Here is a 20,727-nt window from a genome sequence, read left to right as displayed (position 1 = left end):
CAACGGCGCAACGGCGCAACGGCGCAACGGCGCAACGGCGTAAAGGCGTAAAGGCGTAAAGGCGTAAAGGCGTAAAGGCGTAAAGGCGTAAAGGTTTTCGCGGAGGTGCGCGAACGCTTCGCGCCTTCCCGCCTTCGCGTGAGCTTCGTTGCAAGGTCGTGTGGCTCGGCGACGAGGCCAGTTCGCTGGAACGCTGTCCTCGCTGCGGCGGTCGGCGTGGGCATGAGGTATCATGGGTGGCAACAGCATAATCTGCGTGTTCCCAAACGACAGGAGCAATGATGACGACCACCGATGGACGCTCGAAACTGCAGCGGGGCGGGCGCGAGTTGCTGATGCCGACCCAGGCGCTGGTGCTCCGCTTTCGCCTTGAGCTTCAGCGATCGGAGCCGCTGATCTGGCGTGAGCTTGAGGTGCCCGGCGACTACACCTTCTGGGATCTGCACGTGGCGATTCAGGATGCGATGGGCTGGCTCGACTATCATTTGCACCGTTTCACCATCCCCCATCCACGCACGAAGCAGGAACGCGTCTTCGGTATCCACAACCTGAGCCAAGATTGCGATGACCCGCCGAGTTGGGCGTCTCAGGTTGCGTCGATGTTCACCCTCCGCAACGACACGGCCCGGTACGAGTACGACTTCGGCGACAACTGGCAGCACACCGTCCGGCTGGTCGACGTGCTCCGCCGTGATTTCACCGCCAGGTATCCACGCTGCGTTGGGGGTGCACGGGCCTGCCCACCCGAGGATTGTGGAGGCATGTATCGCTTTGCCGAGATCCTCCGTGACCTTGCCGATGACACGTTGGACGACGATCTCCGCGCCTGGCTGCCGCAGGGGTATGACCCGGCCCGCTTCGACCCCGCCGCGGTGCGTTTCAGCGACCCGGCCCAGCGGTTGGCCTACAGTTGGTATGGCAATGCTGACGCAGGGGATGAGCCGTTTGGGGGGTAGGGGAGAGCGATGGCATCTCAAGCAGGACAAGGACGAAGGCGCTGAAGCGCGCCTCATCACCTGTCGCACGTGGAGGAGTTCATGCGTACCTGAACACAATCAAGGCATTGAGGATTCGGGGAGGTGGAGGCGCCGAACAAAAAGAGATATGCCAACACGCAGCCCAATCAGGTGCAGCGATTTCCAGGGCTAACGCCTCTGGATTTTACAGGTTATCCTTCGGCTATCCTTAATGATAGAAATGACCACATAGAACCATTGACATCATGCGGCTCATAGCGTAGACTCGAGGATAGCTTTCTTGAGCAGTACAAATGTTGATCGCCGGGCATTTCGTGCATCATCCGCTGCAATGAGTTCGTCGAGTTACCATGCCTGCTGTTAGCCACACGTCTATCCCCGAGCAAGGCCAGCTGGTCGAGGTGCGCCAACGTCGCTACGTTGTCACGGAGGTGCGGCAGAGTACGCTTCCTCCCGACCCGTTGGCGGCCTATGATCCTACGCCACAGCATCGGGTGACGCTCGCCTCGGTCGAGGATGATGCGCTCGGCGAGGAACTCCAGGTGATCTGGGAGATCGAGCCGGGTACCCAGGCGGTTGAGGGCGCCGCGCTGCCCCAGCCCAGGGGTTTCGATGACCCCCAGCGTTTCGACGCGTTCCTCGATGCCGTGCGCTGGGGTGCCATCGCGAGCGCCGATCTGCGCGCCCTCCAGGCCCCCTTCCGCTCCGGCATCACGATCGAGGATTATCAACTCGATCCGGTCGTGCGGGCGATCCAGATGCCCCGCGCCAATTTACTGATCGCGGATGATGTCGGCCTCGGCAAGACCATCGAGGCTGGCTTGGTCGTCCAGGAGCTGATCCTGCGCCACCGCGCCCGTGCGGTGCTGATTGTTTGCCCCGCCGCGCTCCAGATCCAGTGGCGCGACCAGATGCGCGACAAGTTTGGACTGGAGTTCCGCATCGTCGACACCGAGTTGATGCGCGTGCTGCGCCGTGAGCGTGGGCTCCATGTCAACCCCTGGACCCACTTCCCGCGCCTGATCACCTCAATTGACTTCCTCAAGCGCGAGCGCCCGATACGCCTGTTTCGCGAGGTGCTGCCTGGCCCCGATGAGCCAGCCTACCCGCGCCGCTTCGACATGCTGATTGTCGACGAGGCGCACAACGTGGCCCCCTCGGGCCGCGGCAAGTATGCCACCGACTCGCTGCGCACCCTGGCCATTCGTACGATCGCCCCGCATTTCGAGCACCGCCTGTTCCTCTCGGCTACGCCGCATAACGGCTATCCTGAGAGCTTCACCGCCTTGCTGGAGTTGCTCGACCCGCAGCGCTTCGCGCGTGGCGTGGCGCCGGAGCGCACCAGCCTGCTCGCGGTGATGGTGCGCCGGATGAAGTCGGAGCTGCCGCCGCGCTGGGACGGCTCCCCGCGCTTTCCCGCGCGCACGCTGGAGGCGATCGAGGTCGCCTATACCCCTGAGGAGTTGCGCGTTCATCAGGTGCTGCGCCAGTATACGCAGTCGCGCCTGAAGGGGGCCAGCGACCAGACCGAGCAGGTGGCCAGTGAGTTCGTGTTCAAGCTGCTCAAGAAGCGGCTCTTCTCCTCGCCCGAGGCGTTTGCCCGCACGCTTGCCCAGCATACCCGGTCGTTGGAGACGGCCCGCAAGCGCGGGGCCAGCCCGACCCGCACCCCGGTGGGCATCCTGCGCGCCCAGCTGGAGCAGGCGGATGAGGAGTTTGGCGACGATGAGGCGGCCGATACGGCGCTCGACGATACCCTCGATACGGCGACGCGCCTGTTCCGCGAGCTGACGCCGGAGGAGCGCACGCTGCTGGACGAGCTGCGGGCATGGGCTGAGGCCGCACGTGGCCGACCCGACCAGAAGACCCGCGAGCTGATTGGTTGGCTGAAGGCGCAGTTGCTCACCCCCGACGGCCAGTGGACCAACACGCGGGTGATCATCTTTACCGAGTACCGTGACACCCAGCGCTGGCTGCTCCAGATGCTGACCAGCGCCGGACTGGGTGGCGGCGAGCGCCTGATGAGCCTCTACGGCGGGATGCCCACCGACCAGCGCGAGCGGATCAAGGCGGCCTTCCAGGCCAGCCCGGAGGTCGCGCCGGTGCGTATTCTGCTGGCCACCGACGCGGCCTCCGAGGGCATCGACTTGCAGAACCACTGCTCCCGGCTGATCCACGTCGAGATCCCCTGGAACCCGAACCGGATGGAGCAGCGCAATGGCCGCATCGACCGCCACGGTCAGCGCGCCGCCCAGGTACAGATCTTCCACTTTGTCAGCAAGGGCTGGCGCGAGCGCCAGGTGCGCGATACGCTCGCCCCAAACGAGCTCGCCGCCGACCTCGAGTTCTTGATGCGGGCCGCCCTGAAGGTCAACACGATCCGCGAAGACCTGGGCAAGGTTGGGCCGGTGATCGCCACGCAGGTCGAGGAGGCCATGCTTGGACGGCGGGTGCGGCTGGAGACAGCGGCGGCCGAGCGTGAGGCCGAGCCGGTGCGTCGGCTGCTGAAGTTCGAGCGGCAGCTGCGCGAGCAGATCGCCAAGCTCCACGAGCAACTCCAGGAGACGCGGCGCGACCTGAAGCTGGAGCCGACGCGCGTGCAGACGGTGGTGCAGATCGCGCTGGCGCTCGCCGGCCAGCCCCCGCTGCGGGCGACCACGATCAACGGGCTTGCGGCCTTCCAGGTTCCCTCGTTGACTGGCAGTTGGGCCACGTGCGGCGCAGGCCTGGCGCACCCGCATACCGGCGTGCCGCGCCCGATTGTCTTCGACCACACCCTGGTTGATGGGCGCGACGATGTGGTGCTGGCGCACCTGAACCATCGGCTGGTGGCGATGGCGCTGCGCTTGCTGCGGGCCGAGGTCTGGGCGCCGGGCGGGCGCGGCAAGCTGTACCGGGTCACCGCGCGGATCGTGCCGAACGACGCCCTAGAGCGACCAGCCCTGATCGGCCACGCCCGACTCCTGGTGCTGGGCACCGATCACCAGCGGCTCCACGAGGAACTGATTGTCGCCGGCGGCCAGCTGCGCGAGGGCCGCTTCGCCCGTATAAACCTGACCGAGACCCAGCGCGTGCTCGCTGCCGCGACCGACCGCCCCGTCCCCGCTGCGGTGCAGGAGCGCCTGGCAGCCCAATGGCCCAAGCACCAGGACGCGCTGCTCGCGGCGCTCGAGGCGCGCATGCGCGAGCGGGCGGCCAGCCTAGAAAAGCAGCTTACCGAGCGGCGTGACAAGGAGATTGCGGACATCACCGCCATCCTGGGCGAGCTGCAGCGGGCAATCGCGACCGAACTGGACGAGCCGGCCATCAGCCAGCTGATGCTCCCCGACTTCTCGGACACCGAACGTGAGCAACTGGCCCGCAACCGCGACAGCCTGCGCGCCCGCCTAGCCCAGATCCCCGGCGAGCTCGCGGGCGAGACTGCCGCCATCCGCGCCCGCTACGCGAACCCGAGTCCACGGCTGTTTCCGGTGGCGGTGACCTTCCTTGTGCCGGAGCGACTGCTATGATAAACCACATGTGGACAGCGGGCGAAGGGCTGCTTAGCATCGCACTTCTGTCTTCGGCGACTGACCCGGGACGGTTCGCGGAGCGTCTGCGCATGTCCTTATCAGAAGCGACCTGCTACCGAGGTGCAATCGCATACTGGACGGTTGGGCCTCAATATGTCTCAGATGTGTTTCCTGAGCTGCTCGGTCGAGAGAATAGCTTTCTCTGTATCGATTTCGCGCTGCCAACTAGTGTTGCTATGCTGGCCGGCTTGGCGAAAGCCAGTGGTCAATCGCTCACCGATCCGCACCTGTTCCTCCACCTACGCTCATTTAAAGGTCAGCCCGAGGTGACCAATGCTGGTCGAGATATGCCACAGCATCTGCTACACCCAAAGATGTTTCTCATCGATAGGAGGGATGAGACTGCTGAGCTCTGGGTCGGGAGCCACAACTGGACAAAGCGCGCGATCGGTGGGCTTAACTTCGAGGCAACGATCGTCATTCACCTTCTTCGCCAATCGCCGCTCTACGCTGAGGCTCTTGCCGAGCTAGAGTATATGCGCAGCTGCTGCGATGCTTTCGATCTCGAGCAGGCCGGTTATTATCTGTGGCTTCAAGGGTTGGTTCCTGAGCATCTCTTTTTTGAGTGCGAGGGTAAGCAGGTACAGGCGTTGAGTGATCAGCGTCTGCTGCTCTTTGGGGGTAATGCAGAAGATTTCACTGATAGCGATGGGGTTCATGTGAACCGCCCGGTCTATCTCGTGGTTGGAGACTCACAGAGCGGCAAGATACACCCATATAAGGCGACCATTCGTACAGTTAGCCTTCAACAGACAGATATAGCCAAACTAGCGCATGGGCAAGCGGACATCACATCTGCTCGGTGGCTTTATCGTACTGATTGCTCGTTGCCGGTCCTCAAGCAGCATGATCCAGAGCATGTGGCCGAGCTAACACAGGCTGCCTACTGCGTCGATTTACAGGTTGGTGAGCCGATGAAGGAGTACCTGCATATCCTCTCCATCACTAAGAAAGACCGCTGGCGACCCGACCCGATGAGTAAACTGAAGACACGGCTCCAAGATCAGAATCTGTTTGAATCGTATGAGAAAACCCCAGAGAGAAACAGCTTCGCCGAACAAGCAAAGGATCTGAACAAAGATGTAAAAATTCTCCAGCCTGCGCCATTCCAGGCAGTAGCCGAAAGGTACACACCAACCCTCCATGAACTCCGACAGAAAATACATCCCAAGCTCTTCTTCCGACGACAGACTGCCGAATCCCTTGAGTAATCATTGCGCAGTGACAGATTGTGAGCGCCCATGTCCATCGCCCGCCACCACGCCGAATGGCTCTCGTTGGTAGAGGTCTCAGGCCCGTTCCTGAGCATGCCGGTGCTGCTGCGCGTCTTCCCCCAGGGCTTGGACGCGCACGACGCCGAGGTCAGCCGAGGCGTGCGCCGCGCGCTGGAGGAGTGGCAGAATAACCAGCAGGGCCTGCGCCCTGACCCGGCCATCCACACGGCCTGGGTGCGCTTTGTGTTGCGTGAGGTGCTGGGCTTCCCTGATGATCTGCTCGCCAGCGGCCCGGCCATCCCCGAGTCGATCAGGGCGACGGTGGCGGAGCACGGCGAGATCCTGCGCCCCGACCTAGTAATTCTACGCTCAGGGCAGCCAGCCCGCCTGCTCGTGCAGGTGGTGCCGCCCGCCCAGGATCTCGATAAGCCGCTCAGAGACCACCGCTGGAAGGCGTCGCCTGCCACGCGCATGGCGGAGTTGCTGCGTGGCACGGGCGTGCGCCTTGGCCTGCTTACCAATGGTGAACGCTGGATGCTTGTCCACGCCCAGCCCGGTGAGACCGCCGGCTTCGCTTCGTGGTACGCCTCGCTCTGGCTTGATGAGCCGGTCACGCTGCGTGCTTTCCGCTCGCTGCTCGGTGTCGAGCGGCTCTTCGGCGTGGCCGACCCCGACACCCTGGAGGCGCTGCTGACCGAGAGCGCCGCCAACCAGCAGGAAGTGACCGATCAGCTTGGCTACCAGGTGCGCGAGGCCGTCGAGATGCTTGTCCAGACCCTCGACCGCATTGATAAAGATGGCGGGCGCACGCTGCTTGCCAACGTCACTGAGGCGACGATCTATGAGGCAGCCTTGACGGTCATGATGCGCCTGGTCTTCCTCTTCTCGGCTGAGGAGCGCGATCTGCTGCTGCTCGGCAAGCCGATGTACGACCAGCACTACGCCGTCTCAACCCTGCGCGCCCAGCTCCGCGCCGCCGCTGACGAGACCGGTGAGGAGGTTTTGGAGCGCCGCCATGACGCCTGGAGCCGTCTGCTGGCTACCTTCCGCGCTGTCTCTGGCGGCGTGCAGCACGAGGATCTGCGCCTGCCGGCCTATGGCGGCCACCTCTTCGATCCCGACCGCTTCCCCTTCCTCGAAGGACGTGCCCCAGATACCCGCTGGATCGATGTGCCTGCGCACCCACTGTCGGTCGACAACCGCACCGTCCTCCACCTGCTCGAGGCACTCCAGATCCTGCGGGTGAAAGTTCCTGGCGGCGGCCCCGCCGAGCCGCGGCGGCTCTCCTTCCGTGCCCTCGACATCGAGCAGATCGGCCACGTCTACGAGGGTTTGCTTGATCATACGGCCAAGCGTGCCGCTGAGTCGGTGCTTGGGCTGGTCGGCAGTAAGGATCGTGAGCCGGAGGTGGCGTTGTCGCGCCTGGAAGCGCTGTTTGGGGATCGGGGATCGGGGGCCAGGGATCGGGGAGCTGCGTCTCTTGCGCAGGCGTCGCTCTTTGATGGTGCGCCATCAGCACCGTCGGAAACCGATCCCCGATCCCCGATCCCCGATCCCCTACTCACCTTCCTCCGCGAGGAAACCGGCCGCTCCGCCAGTGCGCTGGAGAAGGCGCTCGCGATCACGCTGGAACCCCGCGACCTCGACGCTTTGCGGGCTGCCTGTGACAATGATGCGGATCTGGTTGAGCGGGTGCGGCCCTTCGCCGGGCTGCTGCGTCGCGACACCTTTGGGCGGCCGGTCGTCATCACCACAGGCAGCCTCTATGTCACCAGCGGCACCGACCGCCGCACCAGCGGCACCCACTACACGCCCCGCTCGCTCACCGAGCCCATCGTCCAGCACACCCTCGATCCCCTGGTCTATCATGGCCCCGCTGAAGGCCTGCCCCGCGAAGCGTGGACCCTCCGTTCTGCCGAGCACATCCTTTCTCTGCACGTATGCGACATGGCCATGGGCAGTGGCGCATTTTTAGTGCAGGTTTGTCGGTATATGAGTGAGCGGTTGGCGGAGGCGTGGGAGGCGGAGGAGGGGCTCGGGTCTGGGGGCTCGGGTCTGGGGGAGGAGGGTTCTGAAGATGACGCTACAGTCGTATCGCGACCTGGAGGTGTGGCAGCGGAGCATGGATCTCGTGGAGGAGATCTACCTGCTGACCAGGCACTTGCCGAAGACCGAGCTGTTTGGGCTGACGAGTCAGATGCGCCGGGCCGCGATCTCAATCCCGTCGAATATCGCCGAGGGCTACGGCCGGATTCATCGCAAGGAGTACGTCCATCACCTCTCGATCGCCCAGGGGTCGCTCCAAGAGGCGGAGACGCAACTCCAGATTATGGTGCGGCTGGAGTATGTGGATCGCGAGCAGGTCAAGAAGGCCTGGAACCTTATGCAGGAAGTCGGCAAGATGCTTCGCCGACTGATCGTCTCACTGTCGCCCAGACCCGACGGAGCGGGCTAGCCCCCAGCCCCCAGCCCCCAGCCCCGAGCACCAGCCCTCCAGACCCGAGACCCGAGACCCGAGATCCCGAGGAACGCCTCGCCCAAGCCCGCCGTCTCATTGCCGATCGCTGCCTCTACGGGGTGGACAAGAACCCGCTAGCGGTGGAGATGGCCAAGCTCTCGCTCTGGCTGATCACGCTTGCCAAAGGGCGACCGTTCTCGTTCCTCGACCACGCGCTGCGCGTCGGCGATTCGCTGCTGGGCCTCGCCCACATCGATCAGTTGCTGCACTGGTCGCTGGGCAAGACGAGTGGGCCGACGACGGCGACGTTCTTGACCGAGCCGCTGCGCCGGGCGTTGCAGCGGGCCATTGCTCTGCGCCGTAAGATCCGCGAGACGCCGGTGATCGATGTGCGCGACGCCGAGCGCAAGGCGGGTTGGCTGCGCGAGGCTGAGGAGGCGCTGGGTCTGGTGCGTCTGGCCGCTGACCTGCTCGTCGCTGCCGCGCTCCACCCCGAGAAGAAGCGCCGCGCTGAGCTGAGCGATGAGTTCCAGTATCGTATGTCGCTGGCAGCGGAGGCGTGGGAGAGCGTGCAGCGTGGTGGTGCCGGTGCCCCGAGGGGCGACGCCAACCGCGAAGAGTTAGCAGCCCTGCGCCGTGAGGCCGATGCGCTGTTGGCGGGACGGCAGCCCTTCCACTGGCCCCTTGAGTTTCCAGAGGTGTTTCTTTCGGGTCTCGGGTCTCGGGTCTCGGGTCTGGAGCAAGAAGACGCTAGGGTGTTTGACGAAGTTCTGGATGCAGCTCGGGTTGGGAACCTAGACCCGATAGACCCGATATCCGAGACCCGAGATGCTGGCTTTGCGGCGATTGTGGGCAACCCGCCGTTCCAGGGTGGGCAGAAGATCACCGGTGCGCTTGGGGTTCCATACCGTGACTACCTTGTGGAATTTTTGGCACATGGCAAGCGTGGGTCGGCAGACCTATGTGCCTACTTCTTTCTGCGGGCGGGCGGCATGTTGCAGCAGCATGGTCAGGCCGGCTTGATCGCCACCAATACCATCGCTCAAGGTGATACACGTGAGGTAGGGCTGGATCAGTTAGTTGCCGCTGGGTTTGCTATTCCCCGCGCCGTACCGAGCCGCCCCTGGCCTGGTTTAGCTGCCGTCGAGGTGGCCCATGTCTGGGTACGCAAGGGCGCGTGGCGCAGTAGCTATCTGTTGAATGAGGCGACCGTTAGCGGTATCACGCCCTCTTTGAGCGAACCTGGTCTGGCGGTCGGCAATCCTTACAAGCTCAAGGCCAATGAGGGCAAATCCTTTCAAGGCTCGATTGTGCTGGGCATGGGCTTTGTCCTCGAACCCGAAGAGGCCCAGGCCTTGATCGCCAAAGATCCACGCAACGCCGAGGCGCTCTTCCCCTACCTCAACGGCGAAGATCTCAACAGTCGCCCGGATCAATCACCGAGCCGCTGGGTGATCAACTTTCACGACTGGCCGTTGGAACAGGCTGAAACGTATCCTGACCTGATGGCGATTGTGAAGGAGAAGGTAAAGCCGGAAAGGGACAAAATAACCTACAGTAAGGCCGCTGTTGAAAATTGGTGGCAGCACGAACGTGGTCGTGTTGAGCAATATAAAATAGTCAGAAAGAAGAAAAGTGTTTTAGTAGCATCACGTGTTACAAAATATGTTGCTCATGTATATTTCTCTACAGACATTATCTTTGATGTGGCAGTCAATGTCTTAATGGATTACACCGGAGGCAATTTCAGCACTGTAGAGTCCTCACTGTACAAAACTTGGGTGAGAGAGTTTGCATCTACCATGAAAATGGATACGAGATATACGCTGACAGACTGCTTCGAAACCTTCCCCTTCACCGCAGATCGGGGATCAGGGATCAGCGAACAGGGATCGGGAGGGCACGCATCCGAACCCCGATCCCTGAACCCCGATCCCCGAACCCCGAACCCCAATCCCCTAGCCTCAATAGGCGAAACCTACCATGCCCATAGGAAAGCGATCATGGCAGATCGCGACGAAGGCCTCACCAAGACCTACAACCGCTTCCACAGCCCCGACGAGCAGAGCGCCGACATCGCCGAGTTGCGGCGGCTCCACGTCGCGATGGACAACGCGGTGGCGGCGGCGTATGGCTGGGAGGATCTCGACCTGGGGCACGGCTTCCACGAGACGAAGCAGGGCTTGCGGTACACGATCAGCGAAGCGGCGCGGCGGGTGGTGTTGGATCGGCTGCTGGCGTTGAATCATCAGCGGTATAAGGAGGAGGTGGAGGCAGGGCTGCATGATCGGGGGTCGGGGGCCGGGGGTCGGGGATCGGCGAAGGGCGGGCGGAAGAAGCAGGGCGGGAGTGAGTTGGAGGGGCAGGGGCGGTTGTTGTGAGGAGGTTCCGGGCAGCTTTAACGCAGAGACGCAAAGGCGCGAAGGCGCAGAGGTTTTGAGATCTTCCTTCCTTAGCGACTCTGCGGCTTCGCGGCTTTGCGTTAAAAAATGTTCGGCTTTGCGGCTTCGCGGCTTTGCGTTAAAAAATGTTCGGCTTTGCGGCTCTGCGACTTTGCGTTAAAAAATGTTCGGCTTTGCGACTTTGCGGCTTTGCGCGAGCTTGCCCGGCTGAAAGCTGAAAGCTGATTGCGAAAAAAGCTATGAACGAACCACCACCTAACATCGCCCTGGTAATCGGCGTGAACGGCGGCCCAGAGACGGGGCTGGCCCCGTTGCGCTTTGCTGAGGAGACGGCGCAGCAGGTGGCTCGCGCCTTCGTCGCGCCCGCATGCGGCTTTACGCTGCACGGCGAGGGGCCGCTGCTGGGCGCTGCGGCGACGACCGATGCGGTGCGCAGGGCGATCTTCGACGCCCGCCGCGCTGCCGGGCGCACGGGGTTGCTGCTGATCTACTACATCGGTCACGGGCGCTATGTCGAGGTTGGGCGTTCGAGGAGCGACGTCTTCCTGGTGACCCACAACTTCCGTCCCGGCGACGCCCGCGACGACCCGAGCGCCCACCTCTCGATGCAGTGGCTCCAAGAGACGGTACTGCGCCACGACGATCCTGATCGCCTGTTGCTGGTGCTCGATTGCTGCTTCGCCGGTGCCGTGAGCGAGGCCGCGCCCGATCCCCTCGTCGTCAATCTCGTCAAGCGCCTCGAGGAGACCCTGAACCTCCAGCGCAGCGCCGACGGGGCGACAGGAGCGACGATGCGCAAGGCCCTCGCCGCCGTCAGCCCGCTGCACAAAGCCTATGAAGGCGACGGAACCACCGCGTACAGCGCGGCGCTGCTGCGTGGGTTGCATGGTACGGCGGTCATGGATGACGGACGCGTGACCTGGCAGAGCCTCCACGCCTATCTTCAGAACGACCTCACCGAGGCGCAGAGTGGCGAATATGGGTTTGACCGCTCGGCGGGGGCGACCCTGGCCTACTACCCCGACCGCGCCCGCCTCCGGACCCCCGTGCATCAGCCCTTCGTGATGCCGCATCCGCCCATGTCCGGCTTCGTCGGGCGCGAAGAAGCGTTAGCGCAACTGGCAATGACCTTGACCGGCGAGCACGTGACCAGTGCGGCCCTGCTGCCTGCGGTGGCCGGCATTGGCGGCATCGGCAAGACCCGCCTCGCCATCGAGTTTGTCCATCGCTACCGCGAACACTTTCCCGACGGCATCTTCTGGCTGAGCATGGAGAACCCTGATGGTGTCGTGAGCCAGGTCGCGGCCTGCGGTGGGCAGCGCGGCCTTCAACTATTTGACGCTGAGCAGGACGAGCAGTTCATGAACATGAGCCGCAGCTTCGGGAGCGACGGGCTGAGTGATCGGATCGAGCGCACCACACGCCTGAGCTTGCGCCAACAGGCGGAACAAGTGCGAGCGATCTGGGAAACACCGGGGCGACGGCTGCTGATCTTCGACAACCTCGAGGACCCGGCGTTGCTGGAGTTGTGGCGGCCGCGGGGTGGCGGCAGCCGGGTGCTGATCACCACGCGCCGCCAAAGTTGGGCACCTCGCAGCAGCGTGCGCCCCTTCCCGCTGGGCGTCCTGCTCGACGAGGCGAGTCAGGCGCTGTTGCTTGGCCCACGGGCGCTTGAGCGGGGCTGTACTATCGAGGATATGCTGGCAGATCCACGCGAGGCCGAGGCAGCGGCGGGGTTGGTGGGCGAACTGGGTGGTCACGCCCTGGCCTTAACGCTCTGCGGCGGCTATCTGGCCAGAAGTGCCGCAACCCTGGGGGAGTACCTCGCGCAGTTGCGGGCCGAAAGCATCAGACACCGCTCGCTGAGCCCCGAACTGGCCGAGGGGTTGCCGCAGGGCCACCAGGCCAGCATTGTCGCCTCCTTTGCGCTGAGCTACGGACGCCTGGGGGTGCAAGCGGAGCATGCCCGCGCCCGGATGCTCTGGCTGGCGGCGGCGCAACTCGCCCCCCAACCCATCCCGGCTGAGGTGCTGCTCCGGGCCGAGGGGCTGGATCCGGCGGACGAATCACAACGCGAGCACGGCGAGGGTGCCCTGCGGCTCCTACGCGAACTGGGCCTGATCGAGCGCAGCGCAGACACCTACCAACTCCATCGCCTGATGATCGCCTACGCACACAGCGTCAGCGAGGATGTACCCAACGACCGGCGGCGGGCGGCTCGTGGGCTTGCCCAAACGATCCAGCGCCTTGACGACGAGGGCGAGTTGAAGGGGAGCCTCTTCCGCGAACACATCACGCACCTTCTTGATGCTGGTGCCCCCGAACACGACCGTGAGGGAGCGGCGCTGCTCCATAGTGCGGGCCTAATCGCCTATGATGCGAAGGATTATGCCAGCGCTGGTGAGTATTTTCGGCAAGCACTTGACATCAGGATTGAGGTGCATGGCCGCCAGCATCGCGACACGGCGGTCACCCTGCACGCCCTGGGCAACGTCGCGCAGGCCGAAGGCGACTACCCCGCCGCCCGCCAGTGCTTCCAGGAGGCCCTGGCGATCTACAAGGCGGTGCTGGGCCGCCAGCATCGCGACACTGCGGTCACCCTGCACGAATTGGGCTTCGTCGCGCAGGCCGAAGGCGACTACCCCGCCGCTCGCCAGTACTTGGCGGAGGCCCTGGCGATCTACGAGGCGGTGCATGGCCGCCAGCATCGCGACACGGCGGGCACCCTGCACGCCCTGGGCTGGGTCGCACAGGCCGAAGGCGATTACCCCACCGCTCGCCAGTCCTTCCAGGAGGCCCTGGCGATCACAACGGCCGTGCAGGGCCGCCAGCATCGCGACACGGCGGACACCCTGCTCGCATTGGGCCTCGTCGCACAGGCCGAAGGCGACTACCCCGCCGCCCGCCGCTATTTCCAAGAGACCTTGGAGATTGAACAGGCGGTGCTGGGCCGCCAGCATCGCGACACGGCGGTCACCCTGCACGCCCTGGGCTGGGTCGCACAGGCCGAAGGCGACTACCCCGCCGCCAGCCAGTTCTTCACGGAGGCCCTGGCGATCAACGAGGCGGTGCAGGGCCGCCAGCATCGCGACACGGCGGGCACCCTGCACGAACTGGGCCGGGTCGCGCAGGACGAAGGCGACTACCCCGCCGCCCGCCAGTTCTTCACGGAGGCCCTGGCGATCCACACGGCCGTGCAGGGCCGCCAGCATCGCGACACGGCGGGCACCCTGCACGCCCTGGGCCGGGTCGCGCAGGACGAAGGCGACTACCCCGCCGCCCGCCAGTTCTTCCAGGAGGCCCTGGCGATCCACGAGGCGGTGCTGGGCCGCCAGCACCGCTCGACGGCGGTCACCCTGCATGCCCTGGGCAGGGTCGCGGATGCCGAAGGCGACTACCCCGCCGCCCGCCAGTTCTTCCAGGAGGCCCTGGCGATCCTCGACCAATCCGTGGGCCGCCAGCATAAAGACATGGCCCAGGTCTTAGCTGGCCTGGGCGGACTTGCCCTACAACAAGGGCGGCTTGCCGACGCCGAAAACTACTTGACCGAGGCGCTCGCCGTTCTCGACCAATCCGTGGGCCGCCAGCATAAAGACACGGCCCAGGTCTTAGCTGCTATGGGAGGTCTTGCCTTGCAGCAAAGGAGGTTAACTAAAGCTCATAGATTATTCAGAGAAGCTATTGCCGTAATCGAGCAGATTAATGGTCGACAGAACAAAGAAGTCATGACGTTGTTGCTTATGCTCAGTAAGATTGCCATGCGTCAACAAGAGTTCGCCAATGCCCGTATACATGCACAAGAGGCGGTCAATTTCTTCTCACAACCGCCCTACCAGGAGACGATTGATTATGCAAATTCCCTCCTTACGCTAAGCCAGATTAGTTATGTTGAGGGGGAATGTAGCAAATCAAGGAAGCTTGCACGAGAAGCCTTGAAAATTTCAAGACAAGCACTGCCACTCAAACACCCACTCACTAGATCTGCCAGCTTACATCTCACCATAGTTTATGGCGGCACACTTATCATCCAGATCATGCTTAGTACAGCACTGCTCTGGGCAATCAGGTGGCTCATTCCAGATTTACCATTATTCCCGATTCTTGGAGGGGTTTTCCTATGTGCACTTTTCAGCCTGTTCTGGCGTCCTGCAGCACTACTGATACGGTCAATTGACAGTATGTTAATCCCAGTTTTTTTTGGGACACTCGTGGGGGCCATCATCGAGTGGCTCACCGGAGCGTCGGCCAAAGGTTGGGGCGGCCTCTTTGGCGTTTTGATAGGTATACTACTATCACTCTACGTACTGCGTAAGCAACAGATCCTCTGATCTTGTTCGCACCAGGAGTCAAACGATGACGGAATTATTGCAACTCACCATCCAGATCGAGTTCGTTGACGCCGACCCGGCCCGGCCCGACCCTGCGGCGGTCACGGCGCTTGCCGACGCGGCCTTGACCGACCTGCGCGCCCAGGGCCTTGAGCCGCAACCGGCCTACACCGGGGCGATGGGCGGCGATGTTTACGAGATCGTGCGCCAGGTGGCCGAAGGCGCGGCGGCGAACAAGGAGATCGTGCTGGCACTGATCACCGGCGTGGCTGCGCCGATTGCCGGTGCGCTGGCCGAGCGACTCAAGCAGCGCGCCGCCGCGAAGCCAGCCACGCCTGCCCCTGCTGCACCCGCGCCGCCCGCAGTGATCGTCATCGTCGCGGGCGCCCAGGCCGAGGTCAGCGAGCCGGAGCTTACGCCGGACGAATTGCTGCGCCGCTTGCTCGCCGCCGACCCCGAGTTGGAGCAGAAAGTCTCGGCGGCGACCAAGCCAGTGGTGCGGGCGCGGGTGCCGGGGCGCTCTTGAAAGCGGAAAGGGGTCGGGGGTCGGGGATCGGGGATCGGGGATCGGGGATCGGGGATCGGGGATCGGGGATCGGGGGGTTGGGTATCGGGGGTTAGGGGCAATACTTTTCAAAGAAGTTCACGCGAAGACGCGAAGGGTTACGCTATTTGCGGGTCAGGGGCTAGGGGCTAGGGGCTAGGGGCTAGGGGCTAGGGGCTAGGGGTCAGGGGTCAGGGGTCAGGGGTCAGGGGTCATGGATCGGGGGGCGCAGGTACGCGACCGAACCCTGAACCCCGAACCCTGAACCCCGAACCCTAACCCCGAGAGTCCCGACAAATGAGCAGGAGGGGCAGGGGCGGTTGTTGTGATTAACTTAGCGGGAGATACACGATCAAATCACGGAACTCATCATCGGCAGCCACCCCAGCAATGAGCACCAACTCATCAGTGAGGTGACCCATACTCAGCGCAAGGTTCACCACGAAGATACCAGGCATATGCTGCCCCAAGGCAAGATGATCGGCAAGGTGACGCGGCATAGATTTACGGTTATTGGTAACCAGACAAAAGCCATTCATCTCGCACCAGATCAGAATATCCGGGTCAAGAGTCCCCCGCGACGGCGCGCCGGGATCACCGATCATCCACACTTCGAGCGCTGGGTCAGCACGCAGCAACGCACGACGGAGCACCGGGTCGATATGTTCATCAAGCAGGTAGCGCATCAGCAGAACCTACAACGACGCCTGGCGGGCAGCTTTGAGCTGACGCAGCTTCAGCACAATCGGTGGCGGGTTCAGTTCCTGCGCCTCGCGCGCAGCGTGACTGGCCGCGAGCCAATCGGCGAGGTAGGGATCCAGACGCTCACGGTCACGGAGATACCAGAGGATGGTGGCATAGACCTGTTCGAGGCTCAGGGTGGGAAAGTGGGCCGCAATCGCCTCAGCCGCCTGGCCCCGATGCACATACTCGTAGAGCACACTCTCAATGCCGATGCGCGTCCCTTTGATCCGAATATCATCGGGGGCGAGGTAGTCAAAGTAGCTTTCCAAATTCAGGTTCATCAGCCCTCCCAGGGTTATGGTGAGCGTTCCTCGTGGCGCAGATCGATCACGGTTCTGGTGGTGGTGGGACGGGCGGCATGGTCGCGATCAGAGCACGGAGGACCCTTTTTACCTCGTCCGGCGTATGAAACACCTGAGCAATATCGGGTTCCAGCACAACAACGAGGCTCCCATCGGCCTGCCGACGCGCAAAACGATTGGGTTTTGCCTTTGTATAGTCAAACTGATACTCTGGTGCAAGATCATCCAGTTCCAATAATAATCTCTCTATGCTCATAAGTCGAGTGTGCTTCATCATCAAAAATAACAGCCAGTGGATCATCAAACACGGTTGATGCTTCTTCAAAAGACACGCCATGTTTTTGTCTATTTATCTTTTCCTTGAACGGATCCCATTCAAATAGAAAATCGCTCATCATAACACCACAAGAACTGGAAGATTTATGATAGTATATCGATCTATGGTGATCATTGTACCACTGGCAGCGACAACGATGTTGGTGGCGAGGCTTACCCATGGTCACCATCAGCGATCCTCGTGGAGCAGATCATCAACGAACGTCTCACGGGCATCCTCATCGAGATCATCCCAGACCAGACCACGGGCGGTTGCCAGCGTACGGAGGCGCTCCTCGGCAAATGCCATGCGCTCAGCGCGACGGGTCTGCGCGTCACTGGCGAGCGAGCGTAGCACCTCACGTTTCTGGCTTGGCGAGAACTGGCGAACCAGTTCGACCACCTGGTCGTTGGTTAGGGTTACACGTGGCATCCGTGGCTCCTCTGGTTTGGTCTCACGCACCAACTGCGCGTATTGTATCACTTCGACCGCATGGAAGCACAAGAACGTTTGGGGGTCGGGGATCGGGGGTCAGGGTTTAGGGGTCAGGGTTTAGGGGTCAGGGTTTAGGGGTCGGGGATCAGCGTTTAGGGGCCAGGGGCCAGGGTTTAGGGGGGCGCAGGTACGTGGGGGGTTGAAGAAGCAAGTGAGACAGGCACAATTGTGGTACACGACCGAACCCCGAACCCCGAACCCTGAACCCCAGTCCCAATCACGTACGAAGGAGTGCATGATGGAACAAACAGACATCTTGGACGTTGGATGTACCACGGTGCTTGCCCAGATTGATCGGCGCAAACGCGGCCAGTGGCGTACAACTATCCCTGATCTGATGCAGTTGTTTGGCTACAAGGCAGTATCCCGTGTCCATCAGGCGTCGCTCGAACGAGTGCTCGAGCTTTTGGCGGAGTGGGGCGTGGCTTTTCAATTACCCGGTGGCACTTCAGTCTATGACGAGATTGTGCTCTTTCGGGCTGCGCCCGTGATACAACAACCAACTGCTGCGCCAACCCTTCCCACGCTGTCGCTTACCTCCCCGCTGTACCACCTTTTCACGCTTGATGGGTTGCACGAAGATGCGCGTATTCGCTTGCGCCTGTTAAGCCTCCATAGCGCCATCTGGGCACTGCGCCCGGTCTGCCTCTTTGTCGAGGCGTCTGACGATCTCTTTCATTTCATCTGTGGCTATGGAACCGCGATGATGGGCCGTCGGGCGTTGATGCTTCGTGATCTGTCGGTACCGCGATCACCAACCATTCTTTCGGGTGAACGCTTACGGCAAGGGCTGGGACAGATGGATACAGAGACGATGGAGACCTTCCCCAGTCAAGGGGCAGTCTATCTGCTCCGTCAACATCCAGAAGATTTCGAGGATGATGAACTGGTGCAGACACTACGGGATAGTTTCGTACCCCATACGCTGACTCTGCAGGAGCGACCAGACGTGGGGGCGCAGTTACGCGGGCTTGCGGAACCATCAGGTGAATCTTGTCTCCCCGCACTTCTCCAATGGTTTGCCGCCTTTACGGGTCATTTGCAGGCTGTTCGACCGGGGATCCAACCCCCGATGAGTGTGGCAGGTCTGCTCGCTGATGCGGTGCGTACCCGTGATCTCCTGCTTGATCGTCGGATGCTGCAGCCCTCCGATAGCGCCTTGCGTTCTGGTTTCGAGAGTACTGAGCATATCGTCCTCAAAAGCCTTGTCTTGAGCTATCTACAGACGCAGTATCCGCCAGATCAGATCAGAGTGGAAAAGGTCTTCGCACCGCTTGATGCGGATGGGCAGCATATCCACAATCGGCGTGATCGCCCAGATATCCAGGTAGGTAATGAGCTTTGGATCGAACTTGAAACCTTGCGCAGCCTGAGTTTGTATGGCTCGAATCCATTCTTTGCCCTTGAAGCCAAGCTGCGTCAGAAACTTGACAACCTGGCCAGTGTCAACACCGTCTGGTTGCTTGTTCCTAGCGATGTAGCGGCCCTCGCAACCGAACAAGTGACGGCGATTGCGCGTAATCTCAATCAAGCGCTGAAAACAACAACCGTACGCTGCGGCTTTGTTGATGGCCTCACCGGTGAACCCATATTTCTGGAAGAGGGCCGTGCCCCGCTTGCTGAACCCATGCGTATCTCTGGAGTTCTCTTGCGCCGTGAGCCACCAGTGAGTCAACTACTAACGTGGGATGACATTGCGGGTTACCAAGATATTAAGCAGCGCCTCCATGAGGACATCCTTGATCCATTAGTTCATCGTCAACGGTACGCCTCGTTCGGTATTGTCGCGGCCAATGGGGTTCTGCTCTATGGCCTACCAGGATGCGGCAAGAGTCTTATTGGTCACGTCATCGCCGGACAAGCCAACCTTCCCTGTCGCTTATTGAAGCCTAGTGACATGACCAGTATGTGGCTTGGGGAAGGGGTCATGAAGATCCGGGCTGTCTTTGATTGGGCGATGGCACACGCTCCCTGTGTGCTGGTGCTTGATGAACTGGATGCCGTGGCGCCCCAGCGTCGCGAGCATAACATGCATACTGACGAGAAGCGTCAGGTCAATGAGTTGTTGGCACAACTCAGTCGGATTGCGGATCATGGCGTTATCGTCGTCGGTACCACCAATTACGTACGCGGTATTGATGTTGCCTTGCAACGCAGTGGACGTTTCGATCTGAAATTGCCCATCTTTCCTCCCGACGAAACGGATCGTGCCGCTATCTTTCACTACTACCTGACGGCTCCACGGCTGAAGGGCTTTGCCGCCGATGCCCAGATTGATGTGGCCCAACTCGCTCAGGCTAGCCCGCTCTACACCCCCGCCGATATCAAGGCGCTGGTGCATAGCGCAGCCCGTGCGTCGATTCGCCAAGCGACCGAAATTCAGGCCCCTTTGCTTACGACCAGTGACCTGTTGGCGACAATGCGGAGTTGGCCTCGGAGCATTCGCTACGATGTGGCCCAGCAGTGGATTGAAGAAGCCGAATTAGAGCTTGGCAATGACCCCCACCTCCAGTGGCTTCGTGAAGAGGTTGCGCGGGCGTATGCATAAGAACTGATTCCCCCAGGACATATGCCATGCACGATTCAAGCGAAAGGGTTTAGAGTTTAGGGTTCGGGGTTCGGGGTTCAGGGGCCAGGGGCCAGGGTTTATGGTTCAGGGGCCAGGGTTTAGGGGCCAGGGTTTAGGGATCGGGGGGCGCAGGTACGTGGGCGGTTGAAGAAGCAAGTAAGACAGGCACAGTTGTGGTATGCGACCGAACCCTGACCCCCGATCCCCGATCCCTGACCACCGAGTCTATTATCAGATCAAGCTATGATTACAGGATCATTTATGTTATGATATGGTTACCTTTGGCTCGTGGCCTCGGTGGATCGTGGCTGCACGATGCGCTCTGGCACCGCACCTCGCTGGATACCTATGCAGGGCAGGCCGACCGACTCATGTAAGTGGAGCGCCATCAGATGACACCTCATCCTCCCCCGCTTCGTCGTGCGCAACTTGATGCTCTGCTCGCCTTCTTGCCCATCTTTGCGCAGCCGGGATATATCTTTGGCGAATGGCATGCCGATCCGGGCGTCTTGCCCTTCTGGTCGCAGAGTCCCGAAGTTGCCGAGTTCATCCAGGTGCTGTACCACCAGCAGTTCCTGATCACCTTTGACTGGGTGACATGGGCTGCGGAGGCGCAGCGTTACGATGAGGACGGCGGCGCGGCACTAGCGACGGCTGATCTCGATACTCTGCGCAAGTTGATGACCGCCTCTGTCCGCGCCGACCGCTTTTCCGAAGGTACGCTTGCCGCACGCTTCCAGAGCGGGCAGATCACGGCAATCCTTCGACGCCTCCAGCAGATCCGGGAGACCATGGCCGCAACGTAA

General features: G+C 61.8%; 17 protein-coding genes and 1 pseudogene. 9 read left to right on the top strand and 9 right to left on the bottom strand.

What is annotated here, in order from left to right; genetic code table 11:
- Positions 1 to 278: 278 nt before the first annotated feature.
- The 3 genes from EKD05_RS20410 to EKD05_RS20400 all read left to right on the top strand — a co-directional run bounded on the left by EKD05_RS20410 (position 279) and on the right by EKD05_RS20400 (position 5,760).
- Entirely contained in the window at positions 279 to 956 is a 678-nt protein-coding gene (locus EKD05_RS20410; RefSeq protein WP_129676589.1) for a plasmid pRiA4b ORF-3 family protein, read from the top strand.
- A gap of 371 nt (positions 957 to 1,327) precedes the next feature.
- Positions 1,328 to 4,486: a DISARM system SNF2-like helicase DrmD gene (gene drmD, locus EKD05_RS20405; protein ID WP_129676587.1), complete on the top strand. Its 3,159-nt coding sequence runs from the start codon at positions 1,328 to 1,330 to the stop codon at positions 4,484 to 4,486.
- A 92-nt stretch (positions 4,487 to 4,578) separates the two neighbouring features.
- Entirely contained in the window at positions 4,579 to 5,760 is a 1,182-nt protein-coding gene (locus tag EKD05_RS20400) for a phospholipase D-like domain-containing protein (protein ID WP_165360854.1), read from the top strand.
- Between the two features lie 78 nt (positions 5,761 to 5,838).
- Here EKD05_RS20400 and EKD05_RS26470 read toward each other — a convergent pair whose 3' ends face one another.
- The 4 genes from EKD05_RS26470 to EKD05_RS26455 all read right to left on the bottom strand — a co-directional run bounded on the left by EKD05_RS26470 (position 5,839) and on the right by EKD05_RS26455 (position 7,686).
- On the bottom strand, positions 5,839 to 6,096 hold the full coding sequence (locus tag EKD05_RS26470; RefSeq protein ID WP_205704009.1) for a hypothetical protein: 258 nt from the start codon (positions 6,094 to 6,096) through the stop codon (positions 5,839 to 5,841).
- A gap of 36 nt (positions 6,097 to 6,132) precedes the next feature.
- Positions 6,133 to 6,702: a hypothetical protein gene (locus tag EKD05_RS26465; protein ID WP_205704008.1), complete on the bottom strand. Its 570-nt coding sequence runs from the start codon at positions 6,700 to 6,702 to the stop codon at positions 6,133 to 6,135.
- 9 nt (positions 6,703 to 6,711) lie between these two features.
- A complete protein-coding gene (locus EKD05_RS26460; RefSeq protein WP_205704007.1) occupies positions 6,712 to 7,107 on the bottom strand; it encodes a hypothetical protein in 396 nt (131 codons plus the stop codon).
- Positions 7,108 to 7,320: 213 nt separating this feature from the next.
- On the bottom strand, positions 7,321 to 7,686 hold the full coding sequence (locus EKD05_RS26455; protein WP_205704006.1) for a hypothetical protein: 366 nt from the start codon (positions 7,684 to 7,686) through the stop codon (positions 7,321 to 7,323).
- A gap of 154 nt (positions 7,687 to 7,840) precedes the next feature.
- Between EKD05_RS26455 and EKD05_RS20390 the strand changes: the two genes are divergently transcribed.
- The 4 genes from EKD05_RS20390 to EKD05_RS20375 all read left to right on the top strand — a co-directional run bounded on the left by EKD05_RS20390 (position 7,841) and on the right by EKD05_RS20375 (position 15,477).
- Complete coding sequence (locus EKD05_RS20390) at positions 7,841 to 8,218, top strand: four helix bundle protein (protein WP_205704005.1); 378 nt, start codon at positions 7,841 to 7,843, stop codon at positions 8,216 to 8,218.
- Positions 8,219 to 8,367: 149 nt separating this feature from the next.
- On the top strand, positions 8,368 to 10,602 hold the full coding sequence (locus EKD05_RS26450; RefSeq protein ID WP_205704004.1) for a type IIL restriction-modification enzyme MmeI: 2,235 nt from the start codon (positions 8,368 to 8,370) through the stop codon (positions 10,600 to 10,602).
- A 260-nt stretch (positions 10,603 to 10,862) separates the two neighbouring features.
- Positions 10,863 to 14,951, top strand: coding sequence for a tetratricopeptide repeat protein (locus EKD05_RS20380; protein WP_129676583.1), 4,089 nt, complete (start codon positions 10,863 to 10,865; stop codon positions 14,949 to 14,951).
- Between the two features lie 25 nt (positions 14,952 to 14,976).
- Entirely contained in the window at positions 14,977 to 15,477 is a 501-nt protein-coding gene (locus tag EKD05_RS20375) for a hypothetical protein (RefSeq protein WP_129676581.1), read from the top strand.
- Between the two features lie 347 nt (positions 15,478 to 15,824).
- Here EKD05_RS20375 and EKD05_RS20370 read toward each other — a convergent pair whose 3' ends face one another.
- The 5 genes and pseudogenes from EKD05_RS20370 to EKD05_RS20350 form a co-directional block, all read right to left on the bottom strand.
- Positions 15,825 to 16,181, bottom strand: coding sequence for a DUF5615 family PIN-like protein (locus EKD05_RS20370; RefSeq protein WP_205704003.1), 357 nt, complete (start codon positions 16,179 to 16,181; stop codon positions 15,825 to 15,827).
- A gap of 9 nt (positions 16,182 to 16,190) precedes the next feature.
- On the bottom strand, positions 16,191 to 16,514 hold the full coding sequence (locus tag EKD05_RS20365; protein ID WP_129676615.1) for a DUF433 domain-containing protein: 324 nt from the start codon (positions 16,512 to 16,514) through the stop codon (positions 16,191 to 16,193).
- A 52-nt stretch (positions 16,515 to 16,566) separates the two neighbouring features.
- Positions 16,567 to 16,797 (bottom strand): hypothetical protein, encoded by a 231-nt coding sequence (locus tag EKD05_RS20360; protein ID WP_129676577.1) that lies wholly within the window; start codon positions 16,795 to 16,797, stop codon positions 16,567 to 16,569.
- Positions 16,772 to 16,936: pseudogene (locus EKD05_RS20355) on the bottom strand (BrnT family toxin); the annotation flags it as partial. The pseudogene EKD05_RS20355 and the gene EKD05_RS20360, both read right to left, overlap by 26 nt.
- Before the next feature lie 110 nt (positions 16,937 to 17,046).
- Complete coding sequence (locus EKD05_RS20350; protein WP_129676575.1) at positions 17,047 to 17,289, bottom strand: hypothetical protein; 243 nt, start codon at positions 17,287 to 17,289, stop codon at positions 17,047 to 17,049.
- A 298-nt stretch (positions 17,290 to 17,587) separates the two neighbouring features.
- Between EKD05_RS20350 and EKD05_RS20345 the strand changes: the two genes are divergently transcribed.
- A complete protein-coding gene (locus EKD05_RS20345; protein ID WP_129676573.1) occupies positions 17,588 to 19,900 on the top strand; it encodes a 26S protease regulatory subunit in 2,313 nt (770 codons plus the stop codon).
- A 413-nt stretch (positions 19,901 to 20,313) separates the two neighbouring features.
- Positions 20,314 to 20,727, top strand: a complete 414-nt coding sequence (locus tag EKD05_RS20340) for a DUF6508 domain-containing protein (RefSeq protein ID WP_129676571.1) — start codon at positions 20,314 to 20,316, stop codon at positions 20,725 to 20,727.

This window comes from Candidatus Chloroploca sp. Khr17, from assembly GCF_004138165.1.
Taxonomy (GTDB): domain Bacteria; phylum Chloroflexota; class Chloroflexia; order Chloroflexales; family Chloroflexaceae; genus Chloroploca.
The sequence above is the reverse complement of the archived record's forward strand: the minus strand, read 5'-3'. Positions and strand labels throughout refer to the sequence as shown.